Source organism: Ameyamaea chiangmaiensis (assembly GCF_013376175.1).
Classification (GTDB): Bacteria; Pseudomonadota; Alphaproteobacteria; order Acetobacterales; family Acetobacteraceae; genus Ameyamaea; species Ameyamaea chiangmaiensis.
Genome location: NZ_JABXXR010000089.1, coordinates 1 through 11,854 on the forward strand (window position 1 = coordinate 1; position 11,854 = coordinate 11,854).

At 66.4% G+C, this 11,854-nt stretch carries 11 protein-coding genes; 5 read left to right on the forward strand and 6 right to left on the reverse strand.

Features of this window, described 5'->3' with window-relative positions; genetic code table 11:
* From pheT to rpmI, 4 genes are all read right to left on the reverse strand, one after another.
* On the reverse strand, nt 1–1,924 hold a 1,924-nt coding region (gene pheT, locus HUK82_RS11010; RefSeq protein ID WP_176613999.1), incomplete at its 3' end, for a phenylalanine--tRNA ligase subunit beta.
* Between the two features lie 3 nt (nt 1,925–1,927).
* Nucleotides 1,928–2,998: a phenylalanine--tRNA ligase subunit alpha gene (gene pheS, locus HUK82_RS11015; protein ID WP_176614000.1), complete on the reverse strand. Its 1,071-nt coding sequence runs from the start codon at nt 2,996–2,998 to the stop codon at nt 1,928–1,930.
* A gap of 186 nt (nt 2,999–3,184) precedes the next feature.
* The gene (gene rplT / locus HUK82_RS11020) at nt 3,185–3,541 is read right to left on the reverse strand and encodes a 50S ribosomal protein L20 (RefSeq protein WP_176614001.1); all 357 of its coding nucleotides are present in this window, start codon (nt 3,539–3,541) and stop codon (nt 3,185–3,187) included.
* A 15-nt stretch (nt 3,542–3,556) separates the two neighbouring features.
* Nucleotides 3,557–3,760: a 50S ribosomal protein L35 gene (rpmI, locus tag HUK82_RS11025; RefSeq protein ID WP_012554749.1), complete on the reverse strand. Its 204-nt coding sequence runs from the start codon at nt 3,758–3,760 to the stop codon at nt 3,557–3,559.
* 187 nt (nt 3,761–3,947) lie between these two features.
* Here rpmI and HUK82_RS11030 point away from each other — a divergent pair, with 187 nt between their 5' ends.
* From HUK82_RS11030 to HUK82_RS11050, 5 genes are all read left to right on the forward strand, one after another.
* Nucleotides 3,948–4,289, forward strand: a complete 342-nt coding sequence (locus HUK82_RS11030; protein ID WP_212647812.1) for a hypothetical protein — start codon at nt 3,948–3,950, stop codon at nt 4,287–4,289.
* 99 nt (nt 4,290–4,388) lie between these two features.
* Nucleotides 4,389–5,867: a mannitol dehydrogenase family protein gene (locus tag HUK82_RS11035; RefSeq protein ID WP_176614002.1), complete on the forward strand. Its 1,479-nt coding sequence runs from the start codon at nt 4,389–4,391 to the stop codon at nt 5,865–5,867.
* Between the two features lie 191 nt (nt 5,868–6,058).
* Nucleotides 6,059–8,449: a glucose/quinate/shikimate family membrane-bound PQQ-dependent dehydrogenase gene (locus tag HUK82_RS11040; RefSeq protein WP_176614003.1), complete on the forward strand. Its 2,391-nt coding sequence runs from the start codon at nt 6,059–6,061 to the stop codon at nt 8,447–8,449.
* 131 nt (nt 8,450–8,580) lie between these two features.
* Nucleotides 8,581–9,606: a LacI family DNA-binding transcriptional regulator gene (locus HUK82_RS11045; protein WP_176614004.1), complete on the forward strand. Its 1,026-nt coding sequence runs from the start codon at nt 8,581–8,583 to the stop codon at nt 9,604–9,606.
* A gap of 92 nt (nt 9,607–9,698) precedes the next feature.
* Entirely contained in the window at nt 9,699–10,556 is an 858-nt protein-coding gene (locus HUK82_RS11050; RefSeq protein WP_176614005.1) for a shikimate dehydrogenase family protein, read from the forward strand.
* A 62-nt stretch (nt 10,557–10,618) separates the two neighbouring features.
* On the opposite strand, the gene pip is transcribed toward HUK82_RS11050, so the two are convergent.
* On the reverse strand, nt 10,619–11,593 hold the full coding sequence (pip, locus tag HUK82_RS11055) for a prolyl aminopeptidase (RefSeq protein ID WP_176614006.1): 975 nt from the start codon (nt 11,591–11,593) through the stop codon (nt 10,619–10,621).
* On the reverse strand, nt 11,593–11,854 hold a 262-nt coding region (locus HUK82_RS11060; protein WP_176614007.1), incomplete at its 5' end, for a tyrosine-type recombinase/integrase. The genes HUK82_RS11060 and pip, both read right to left, overlap by 1 nt.

Below are 11,854 nucleotides of genomic sequence, written 5' to 3' on the forward strand. Positions count from 1 at the left end.
CGTCGGCGCGGACGTCCCACGGATCGACCGGCACGGCACCCCGGCCCGGCTGCCGTGGCGCATGACCGGAGCGAACACCGGCCGCGACCAGCGCCTGCCCCTCGGCACCGAACACAGGCCCGATCTCGAACAGGTCGACGCGCGACTGGCCCCGAGCCTCGTTGCGCGCGACGGCGGCGACCAGATTGGCCAGCGGGCTGGGACGCAACTGGTCCAGATCGACGGCGATCGGGTTCAACAGGCGCAGCCCTTCCGGCACGTCGCCGAACAACGCCGCCGTCTCGTGCGCCACGAAGGAAAAGCCCACGGTCTCCAGAAGCCCACGCGCGGCCAGCAGGCGCCGCGTCGCCGCCGAGCGGACCTGTCGCGGGGAATACGCCGCCCCCGGCACCACGCGCGCCTGCGGCAGGGCCACCGGCGGGATGGCGTCCAGACCGACAAGACGCAGAACTTCCTCGATCAGGTCGCACTCGGCCTCGATCGCGACCACACCCTCGGCCGCCTGCGCCGCGCGCGTGGCCTCAAGGTCGCTGCCCTGGTCCAGCAACGGTGCGTTGGCGACGTCATTACGCCACGGCGGCACCGCGACGGTGACACCCGTCTCATCCCGCGACCGGATCGCGAAGCCGAGTTTTTCGAGCTTGTGGACAGCATCATCGGGTGCGACCGCCAGACCGCCGAGGTCCTGCAGGCGCGCGAAACGCAGGTGCGCCGTGCGCTCCCACGCCGGGGGCGCCCCGGCCGAGACGACCTCGCTAACCTCCCCGCCGCACAGTTCGACGATCATCGCCGTCGCGGCCTCCAGGGCTGCGACCGGAAGTGCCTGATCCACGCCGCGCTCGAACCGCTGACGCGCATCCGAATGAAGGCCCAGCCGGCGGCCGGTCAGCGCGATGCGCACCGGATCGAACAGCGCGCATTCGACGAACACCTCGGTCGTGTCATCGTCGACGCCCGTACCCTCGCCGCCCATGATCCCGGCCAGAGACTGCACGCCGCTGGCGTCCGCGATCACCAGATCGGCGTGCTCGACCACGTAGTCACGTCCGTCGAGCGCACGGAACGTCTCGCGCCCGCCATGACACAGGCTCAGCGTCGGGCCCGCCACCTTGTTCACGTCGAAGACGTGCAGGGGGCGTCCGAGATCGAACGTGAAGTAATTGGTGATGTCCACCAGTACCGAAATCGGCCGTACGCCGATCGCCTCGAGCCGCGCGCGCAGCCAATCCGGGCTCGGCCCGTTGCGCACGCCCCGGATGGTGCGGCCCAGAACGAACGGACAGGCCTCCGGATACTGGAGGTCCCAGTTCAGGGGTGAGGCAAACGTGCCTTCGACCGTCTCGGCCAGCCAGGGCTTGAGCGTGCCCATGCCAGCCGCCGCCAGATCGCGCGCGATGCCCCGGATCGACAGCGCGTCGCCCCGGTTGGGCGTGATCGCGATCTCGATGATCGGGTCGTTCAGGTCGGCGAACGCGGCATAGGACTGGCCGGGCAGCGTGTCCTCGGGCAGTTCTGCGATACCATCGGACTCCGCGCCAAGCCCGAGCTCACGCAGGGAACACAGCATGCCGCCGCTTTCCTGACCGCGTATCTTGCCGGTCTTGATCGTGATGTCGCTACCGGGGATGTAGGTCCCCGGGGGTGCGAAAATCACCCGCAGCCCGGTGCGGGCGTTGGGTGCGCCGCACACCACCTGCACCGACTCAAAACCCTCGCCCGCGTCGACCTGACATACGCGCAGACGATCGGCGTCAGGGTGCTGGACCGCCTCGACGATCCGGGCGGTGCGGAACGGCGTCAGGGCGCGGCCGCGATCGGTCACGTCCTCGACCTCCAGCCCGATGACATTGAGCTTGGCGCAAATGGCGTCGAGCGTCGCGTCGGTCTCGAGGTGATCGCGCAGCCAGGACAGGGTGAACTTCATGGCTCAGAATCCCTCATGCAGCAGGGCGGGCGACAGGGGGCTGGTGCCGAAATGCCGCAGCCAGCGAACGTCGCTTTCGTAGAACGAGCGCAGGTCGGGGATACCGTTCTTGAGCATCGTCAGACGCTCGATCCCCATGCCGAAGGCAAAACCCTGCCACACGCGCGGGTCGAGCCCGCAATTGGCCAGCACGCGCGGGTGCACCATCCCCGAGCCCAGAACCTCCAGCCAGTCGCCACCGCCGCCGATCTCGCCGGTGCGGCGCGACCAGCCGATATCGACCTCCATCGACGGTTCGGTGAACGGGAAGTACGACGCGCGAAAACGCACCGGCAGCTCGGGCTTGTCGAAGAAGGCGCGCAGGAACTCGATCAGGCAGCCCTTCAGGTGACCCAGCGTGATATCACGGTCGATCACCAGCCCCTCGCACTGATGGAACATCGGCGAATGGGTCGCGTCGTGGTCGGCGCGATAGGTGCGGCCCGGCGCGATGATGCGGATCGGCGGCTCCTGGCTCAGCATCGTGCGGATCTGCACGCCCGACGTCTGGGTCCGCAGGACGCGCTCGCCCGTCTCGCCATCAGGCGTGGGCAGGTAGAACGTGTCGTGATCGGTGCGGGCGGGATGGTGCGCGGGCGTGTTGAGTGCGGCGAAATTATGCCAGTCGGTCTCGATGTCGGGACCCTCGGCAACCGAAAATCCCATGGCGCCGAAGATCGCCGCCATCTCGTCGACCGTGCGGCTGATCGGGTGGATCAGACCGCGCGGCTGCTCCGGATAGGGCATGGTCACGTCGATGCGCTCGGCGGCCAGACGCGCGTCCAGGGCTGCCGCCTCGATCTCCTGCCCACGGGCCTCGATCGCGCGGCCGAGTTCGTCGCGAAGCCGGTTCACGGCTGCACCCCGGACCTTGCGTTCGTCCGGCGACATGCGCCCCAGCTCTTTCAGCAGTGCCGTCAGCCGGCCGGACTTGCCCAGCGTCGCCACGCGGATGCCGTCCCATGTACGCTGGTCGGTGGCCTGGGCCAGCGCCTGCAGCGTGTCATTCCGGAGTGTATCGAGATCGTCGCTCATGGAACCTCGCGGTCTGTGTCGTGTCGGCCGACGCGCGCCGCCGTCGGTGCAATGCGGCCTCTCGGCCGGGGTCATGGCGCATGACATAGACGCATGACGCGGAAATGAAAACGGGCCGCCCCTCGCGGAGCAGCCCGTTTTCGTGTCGATCCACCGGAGCCGCGCGGCCGCCGGCCGGACGACGGCTCAGCCCAGAGCGGCCTGCGCCTTCTTGACGATTTCGGCGAAGGTCGCGGCATCGTCATACGCGATGGCGGCGAGAACCTTGCGGTCGATCTCGATCCCGGCCTTGTCCAGACCGTTGATGAACTTGCTGTAGGTCAGACCGTGTTCACGCACGGCGGCGTTGATACGCTGGATCCACAGCGCGCGGAACTCGCGCTTCTTGTTGCGACGGTCGCGATACGCATAGCGCAGCGCCTTTTCGACGCGCTCCAGTGCGATGCGATAGTTGGTCGACGAACGACCGCGGTAGCCCTTGGCGAGCTCCAGAACCTTTGCGTGACGTGCGTGGGTGGTAACACCCCGTTTAACTCGTGCCATAGCTCAGATGCTCCTTCAGGCCAGTCCGTAGGGGGCCCACTGCTTCACAGTGCGCCCGTCCATTTCCGTCAGGGTCTGCGAACCACGGTTGGTACGCTTCATCTTCTGGGACCGATTGATCAGGCCGTGGCGCTTGTTACCCGGACCCGCGAGCACCTTGCCGGTCGCGGTGATCTTGAACCGCTTCTTGACCGACGACTTGGTCTTCATCTTGGGCATTTTCATCTCCTTACACTCTGGATCGCGGCGACCGTCACCCCATCATCAATGAGGCACGACAGGAACGCGACTGCGCACGGCCGGGCATGCCCTTACAGGCCCGGTCGCGTGTGCGTGGCGCCTCATAGACCACCACTCCCGGCGATGCAAGCATAAGCACCGCGTTCACCCGAAGGATCAGGCCCGCATGCACACATACACCCCCATGACGATGGAGGCTTTCGACCTGTCCCTGGCCGACCCCGCGCCGCCGCCGGGCCTTCCCGACCACCTTCTGGCACTCTGGCATGACGCACGCGGCGACTGGCAGACCGCCCATGCTCTGGTCGAGGAGGGACTGACGCCACCGGCATGTCACGTCCATGCCTATCTTCATCGCAGGGAGGGAGACATGTCCAACGCGCGCTACTGGTATCGACGCGCCGGCGAGGTCGCGGCGGACGGCCCCGGAGAGACGGAATATCGCGCCCTGCTGGCGCGGTATTTGCGCCCCAACCAGGGCGATCGGGGCGCTCTCCCGCAGTCGTGACGGATTTATGTGTCAGCCCCCCTTAGCCGTGTCGCGTTCCCGACGTAGACACATCTGATCAGGCCGCACGACCACGCGGCCGGTCCTGGGAAACTGACCATGTCCAAACTCGACAAGAGCGTTCTGTCCACACCGCCCTCGCGCGTGGCCCTGCCCTCCTACCCGCGTGAAACCGTGACCGCGGGGATCGCGCATCTGAGCGTCGGCAACTTCCATCGTGCCCATCAGGCCGTCTATCTCGACCGTCTGCTGCGTGACGAGGACCAGCGCCAGTGGGGGCTTGTCGGGATCGGCGTGGTCGACAACGCGACCGAACGCGCGAAAGCGCAGGCGATGCATGAACAGGACGGCCTCTACACGCTGACCACGTGCCCGCCGGACACGGAGCCGCAGGTCCAGATCGTCGGCTCGATCATCGAGTATCTTTTCGCCCCCGACGATCGAGCCGGCGCGATCGCCCGGTTGACGGACCCTGCCATCAAGATCGTCTCCCTGACGGTCACCGAGGGCGGCTACAACATCGACGAGCACGGCCGGTTTATGCTCGATGCGCCCGCCATCGTCGACGACCTGCAGCGCGCGGTGCCCGAGACCGTCTTCGGCATGGTGACCGAGGCCCTGCGCGTTCGCCGCGACAAGGGAGTCGGCCCATTCACGGTGCTGTCGTGTGACAATCTGCGCCATAACGGCCGCGTCGCGCGGACGGCGTTCACCACCTATGCCAACGCGCGTGACGCCGAACTGGGCGCCTGGATCGAGGCCAACGTCTCGTTCCCGAACGCAATGGTCGATCGCATCACCCCCGCCACGTCCGCCGACGACGTATTGCGACTCGATGCCGCCAGCGGTTTCGAGGATCACGTGCCCGTCTTCTGCGAAGACTTCATCCAGTGGGTGATCGAGGACACGTTCTGCGCCGGACGCCCGGCGCTGGAGCGCGTGGGCGTGCAGTTCACCAGCGACGTCGATCCCTACGAGCAGGTGAAGCTGCGGATGCTCAACGCATCGCACTCCATGATCGCCTATCCGGCCCTGCTGATGGGATACCGGATCATGTGCGACGCGATGCGCAGTGACGACATGATCGCCTATATCGAACAGTTCCTGGCCTATGACGCGGAACCGCTGCTGACGGCACCTCCGGGCATCTCGATCAATGAATACGGGCATCTGCTTCTGCAGCGTTTCCGCAATCCCGCTATCCAGGACCAACTCGAACGTATCGCCTCCGACGGCGCCTCCAAACTGCCGACCTTCCTGCGCGACACCGCAGAGGGTGTGCTGGCCAAGGGCGGTGACATGCGACGCATCGCGTTCGAAATCGCGTGCTTCGTGCGTCATCTGGGGGGCAAGGACGACTCAGGCGAAAGCTTCCGCGTGACCGAACCCCATCTGTCGGACGAGGACCGTGTCCTGGCCGCCGACCCCGATCCGGCGCGCGCACTCGAGATGTCCGCCTTCGCCGGATGGGGCCTGAGCGACGCTCCGGCCTTTGTCGAACTGTTCACGAAAACGCGATCCGGGGTCGAGACGCAGGGCGCGCGCGCGGTGCTGAAAACCATCCTGCAGGCGAGATAGGCGCTTTCACCGCCTCGCTTTCCTCCCGTTTCGCCGCGGCGGAACGGGCGCCCTGATGTCCGGGATCAGGGCCGTTTACCGCCGTCCGGACGCTTTCGGATCGATCCAGAGTGCGCTACAGCGCAACGCAAGCCCTTTCTGGACATGACAGCCTTCGGCGCCGTGCCGCTCTGCAACACATAAGGTAGACAATGGCCCCCTCTCCGCGACCCGGCCTCTGGCCTGCGCTTCTCTCGGCCCTCTTCGGCCTGATCGGTCTGGCTCTCTTCGGCGGGGGCCTGTGGCTCGCGACGCTGGGTGGCTCGGCGTATTACGTGATCTGCGGGGCAGCACTTCTGGTCACCGCGGGCCTTCTGTATCGACGCTCGGCCGCGTCCTTGTGGGTCTACAGCGTGCTGCTGCTCGGCACGATGGCGTGGGCGGTACAGGAAGTCGGCCTCGACTTCTGGGCGCTGGCCCCGCGCGGCGACGTGCTTGTGCCGCTGGGCATCCTTCTGCTGCTGCCGTTCGTCACCCGTTCGCTGGGTGCGCGGGCCAGCACGACCCTTCCCCTCGCCGCGAGCCTGGGCGTGGCGGCTGTCGTCGTGCTTGTTTCCCTGACGCAGGACCCGCAGGACATCGCGGGCCAGTTGCCACAGGTGTCGGCCAACGCGCCGACCCCGGCCGATGCTGACGACCAGCCCGACGAAGACTGGCACGCGTATGGCCGCACGCAGTTCGGCGATCGCTTCTCGCCGCTCAAGCAGGTCAATGCGTCGAACGTCGGGCGCCTGAAGGTCGCCTGGGTGTTCCGCACGCACGACCTCAAGGGGCCGAACGACCCGGGTGAAATCACCGATGAGGTCACGCCGATCAAGGTGCGCGACACGCTGTACCTATGCTCGCCCCACCAGATCCTCTGGGCGCTTGATGCTGCGACCGGCAAGCTGAAATGGAAGTTCGATCCCAAGCTGGTCTACAACGCCGGCTTCCAGCACATGACCTGCCGCGGCGTCTCCTACCACGAGACGAAGGCCGACGCCCAGACGATCGACGGCACCCCTGCCCCGGACGACTGCGCGCATCGTATCTTCCTGCCGACCAATGACGGCCGCATGTTCGCGCTCAACGCCGACACCGGCGAGCGCTGCCACGGCTTTGCCAATGATGGTGAACTGAACCTTCAGACCAATATGCCCGTCACCACGGTCGGCATGTATGAGCCGACCTCGCCTCCGGTCGTGACGGACAAGATCCTGGTCGTGTCCGGCGCCGTGACCGACAACTATTCCACGCATGAGCCCTCGGGCGTCACGCGCGGCTATGATGTCTACACCGGCAAGCTGGTCTGGTCGTTCGACACGGGCAATCCCGATCCGAACCAGGCCCCTTCGCCGGACCATAAGTATACGCCGAACTCGCCCAACGTCTGGATCACCGCATCCTACGACCCGAAGCTGAACATGGTCTATCTGCCGACCGGCGTGCAGACCCCCGACATCTGGGGCGGCAACCGCACCCCGGACATGGAGCGTTATGCCAGCAGCATCGTGGCGCTGGACGCTGACACGGGTAAACTCGCCTGGTCCTACCAGACGGTGCATCACGACCTGTGGGACATGGACATCCCGTCGCAGCCCAGCCTGATCGACATCCATCGTGACGACGGCACCGTGGTGCCCGCACTCTATGCTCCGGCCAAGACGGGCAACATCTTCGTGCTCGACCGCCGCACCGGCACCCCGATCGTCGGTGCGCCCGAGACCCCCGTGCCGCAGGGTGCAGCACCGGGCGATCACCTCTCGCCCACACAGCCCTTTTCCGACCTGACGTTCCGCCCGAAGGCGAAGCTGACGGACGCGGACATGTGGGGTGCGACGATGTTCGACGAACTCGCCTGCCGCATCATCTTCAAGCGCCTGCGTTACGACGGTCCGTTCACGCCGCCGTCGCTGCAGGGCACACTGGTGTTCCCGGGCAATCTGGGCATGTTCGAATGGGGCGGCCTGGCGGTTGACCCGCAGCGCCAGATTGCCATCGCCAACCCGATCGCCATTCCTTTCGTGTCGCGCCTGATCCCGCGCGGCCCGGGCAATCCGGCGAACCCGCCGACCGGCGCAGGCGGCACGGGCGGCGAGTCCGGGGTTCAGCCGCAGTATGGCGTGCCCTATGGCGTCACGCTGAACCCGCTGCTGTCGCCGATCGGAATTCCGTGCAAGGAGCCCGGCTGGGGCTTCATCGCGGGCGTCGACCTGAAGACCAACACGATCGTGTGGAAACATCGCAACGGCACGACCCGTGACAGCTCGCCCATCCCGGTCGGCTTCAAGGTGGGCGTGCCGTCGCTGGGCGGCCCGCTGGTCACCGCCGGTAATATCGCGTTTCTGACGGCGACTCTGGACCGTTACATCCGCGCCTATGACGTGACCACCGGCAAGACGCTGTGGGAAGACCGCCTGCCGGCCGGCGGCCAGTCGACCCCGATGACCTATGCCGTCGGCGGCAAGCAGTTCATCGTCACCGCCGATGGTGGCCATGGCTCCTTCGGCACCAAGCTCGGCGACTACATCATCGCTTACAGCCTGCCTGACGAAGCACACTGATCGCCCCACCCGCGCACAGGTGCGAACAGATGGAAAAGCCGGTCGTCGCAGGACGATCGGCTTTTTTCATGACATGCCCCGAACCGACGGACATCTTGCCGCCGGTCGCCGGTTTCGCGTACTGAGACGGCGTGAGCAAACGACCCGTCACCTCGATCGATGTGGCCCGGCGCGCCGGTGTATCGCAGTCGGCCGTCTCGCGCGCGTTCTCCGAAAAGGCCAGCATTTCGGACGAGACACGCACGCGCGTCCTCGATGCGGCGGCGGCGCTGAACTATCGCCCCAACCGGATACCGTCGATCATGCTGTCGGGCCGGTCGGGCATGATCGGCGTCGTGGTCGGCGGCCTGTCCAATCCGTTCTATGCGGGCGCGCTCGTCCATCTGACGACGTCGCTGCGCAAGGCGGGACTTCAGGTGATGCTGGTCCATATCGATGATGCCCTGATGCTCGATGCGGCTCTGGACCAGCTTGCGGCCTACCGCGTCGACGCGATCATCACAGCTCTGGCCGTCGGCACCCGAGAGACGGCCAAGGCACTGAACGACCTCGCCATTCCCGCGATCTGCTTCAACTCGGGCATCACCGGACCGGGCATCTCGACCATTCTGTCGAACAATCGCGCCTCCGGCGCGCGTGCGGCGCGCGTCATGGCGGCCGCCGGGGTCACCCGTCCCCTATGGCTGGCCGGTCCGCCGCGCAATGCGGCCTCGCGGGAACGGCGGCGCGGGTTCTTCGACGGTTTCGCCGCCCTTTCCGGCGGCGCGCGCGTGACGGAATTACAAGGCGACGACACGTATGACAGCGGGTTCTCGGTGATCCGCGACGCTCTCGCCCGGGGACTGCGTCCGGACGGTCTGTTCTGCAGCAATGACCTGATGGCCTGTGGCGCACTGGACGCCCTGCGCGATCACGCCGACCTGTCCTGCCCGCGCGACGTGGTGGTGATCGGCTATGACAACATCCCACAGGGCGCGTGGAATGCCTATCAGTTGACGACCTTCGATCAGAGAACCGACGCTCTCGTCGACGCGGCGCTGGCAATTCTGGCGGCCGTCCTTGGTGGGACGGAACGCGCGTCGTCGCACACACGAATCATCGAGGCGACGCTGGTCGTACGCCGCAGCACCGAACGCGGGGCCGCCCCGTCCCCGTAAGAGGACAGGCCGAAGCAACCTTTCCGCGACCACCGCTTTTGCATAGCTATGCAATCCAGTACGATGCCGTCCGGCTTCAAGGGAGCAAGATCATGACCGAGAAAAATTTCCGTGCCGTTTTGACAGGTTCGTTTTCAACGCCGTGCGGCGACAATCCGACCGTCGCCATGATGGAGGCGGCCTACGCGCATGATGGGATCGACGCCCGCTACATCAACTGTGACGTGTCGGCCGACCATCTGGGGGCCGCCGTACGCGGTGCCGTGGCCATGGAATGGGTGGGCTTCAACTGTTCGCTTCCGCACAAGGTCGCCGTCATCGAGCATCTGGACGAGGTGGCGGACGCGGCCAGGATCATCGGTGCCGTCAACTGCGTCAGCATTCGCGACGGGCGTCTGCTGGGCGACAATACCGACGGCAAGGGCTTTCTGGCGTCCCTGAAGACGGTCACCGACCCGTCAGGCAAAAAAGTGCTGTTGCTGGGTGCCGGCGGCGCGGCGCGGGCGATCGCAGTCGAACTGGGCCTTGCCGGGGTCGCGCATATCACCGTCGCCAATCGCACGCGCGACAAGGCGGACGTCATTGCCTCGCTGGTCCGCGACAACACGCCGGCGGACGCAGAAGCGATCGTCTGGTCCGGGGATCTGACAGTCCCATCGGACGTCGACGTGGTCATCAACGCGACATCGATCGGCCTCGGCGACAAGGAGGCGCGTGTGCCTGCCTCCCTCGAGGGCGTGAACGACGGCTGCATCGTCGCGGACGTGATTCCCAACCCGCCGATGACCCATTTCCTGCGCGATGCCAAGGCACGCGGCTGCACGGTGCTCGACGGTCTGGGCATGCTGGTCAACCAGGGTGTGATCGGTGCCGAACTGTGGCTTGGCCGCACGCTGTCCGCCGATGCCATGGAACGCACGCTGGCAGATATTTTCGGCGTGCCGCAGTAAAGCGTGCCGACGGGGGCGGTCTGCGGCCCCCTCCTTCCCGGTATGTTTCCCCGCACCGTCCGTCAGCGGGCGGCAGTCTCCTGAAAACGTGCGGCAAAAGCGTCCGTCGCATCGAGAAGGGCCGTCATGATTCCGGCCTCCGCCGTGGCGTGACCCGCATCATCGACGATGTGCAGAGCCGCCTCCGGCCACGCACGGTGCAGCGCCCATGCGGTGTGCATCGGCGTCACCACGTCATAGCGTCCCTGGACGATCACACCGGGAATGTCCGCCAGCCGGCGGGCATCACGCAAAAGCTGTCCCTCTTCCAGCCACGCGCCATTCTGGAAATAGTGGTTTTCGATCCGCGCGAAGGCGAGCGCGTAATGCGGGTTCGCATACTGGTCGGAAACGGACGACGTAGGGCGCAGCGTCAACGTGCCCCCTTCCCACCGGCTCCATGCCACCGCGCACCGCACCCGCTCGGCTTCGTCCTGTCCCGTCAGGCGGCGGTGATAGGCACCGATCAGGTCGGAGCGCTCGTCCGGAGGGATTGGGGCGACGAACGACTCCCACGCATCGGGGAAAAGCCACGACGCACCCTGCTGATAATACCACAGCACCTCTTCACGCCGCGCTGTGAAGATACCGCGCAGGATCAGGCCGCTGACGACCTGCGGGTGTGTCTGGGCATAGGCCAGCGCCAGTGTCGACCCCCACGAGCCGCCATAGACCAGCCAGCGATCAACGCCGAGCGCGTGCCGCAGCCGTTCCACGTCGCCCACCAGATGCCATGTCGTGTTCGCCTCCAGCGAGGCATAGGGCGTCGACCGCCCGCAACCACGCTGGTCGAACAGCACGACGCAATATCGGGCCGGATCGAACATACGCCGCATCGCGGGCGACGAGCCGCCGCCCGGACCGCCGTGCAGGACAACGACCGGAATTCCGTCGCGTCGGCCACTTGTTTCCCAATATACCCGGTGACCGTCGCCCACCTCCAGCCAGCCGGAATCAAACGGTTCGATCGCCGGATACGGCAGACGCGCCACCACCATCAGGGTGCTCCGGCACGGGGATGGGCGCGCGACCACACGTCCATCAGGCGCGCCTCGTCCGCCAGCGTATAACGCTGCGTCGTCGACAGGCTGGCATGGCCGAGCAATTCCTGAATCGAGCGCAGGTCCGCCCCCGCTTCCATAAGGTGCGTCGCAAACGAATGCCGCAGCGCGTGCGGCGTGGCGTGATCCGGCAACCCGGCCATCGCGCGCCACGTGCGCATCGCACGCTGGGCAATCGCAGGCTGCAGCCGCCCCCCG

What these genes read in the sequence shown, in the direction of transcription:
- pheS (WP_176614000.1), bottom strand. Translation starts at nt 2,998, where the DNA reads ATGAGCGACGATCTCGATACACTCCGGAATGACACGCTGCAGGCGCTG.
- rplT (WP_176614001.1), bottom strand. Translation starts at nt 3,541, where the DNA reads ATGGCACGAGTTAAACGGGGTGTTACCACCCACGCACGTCACGCAAAG.
- rpmI (WP_012554749.1), bottom strand. Translation starts at nt 3,760, where the DNA reads ATGCCCAAGATGAAGACCAAGTCGTCGGTCAAGAAGCGGTTCAAGATC.
- HUK82_RS11030 (WP_212647812.1), top strand. Translation starts at nt 3,948, where the DNA reads ATGCACACATACACCCCCATGACGATGGAGGCTTTCGACCTGTCCCTG.
- HUK82_RS11035 (WP_176614002.1), top strand. Translation starts at nt 4,389, where the DNA reads ATGTCCAAACTCGACAAGAGCGTTCTGTCCACACCGCCCTCGCGCGTG.
- HUK82_RS11040 (WP_176614003.1), top strand. Translation starts at nt 6,059, where the DNA reads ATGGCCCCCTCTCCGCGACCCGGCCTCTGGCCTGCGCTTCTCTCGGCC.
- HUK82_RS11050 (WP_176614005.1), top strand. Translation starts at nt 9,699, where the DNA reads ATGACCGAGAAAAATTTCCGTGCCGTTTTGACAGGTTCGTTTTCAACG.
- pip (WP_176614006.1), bottom strand. Translation starts at nt 11,593, where the DNA reads ATGGTGGTGGCGCGTCTGCCGTATCCGGCGATCGAACCGTTTGATTCC.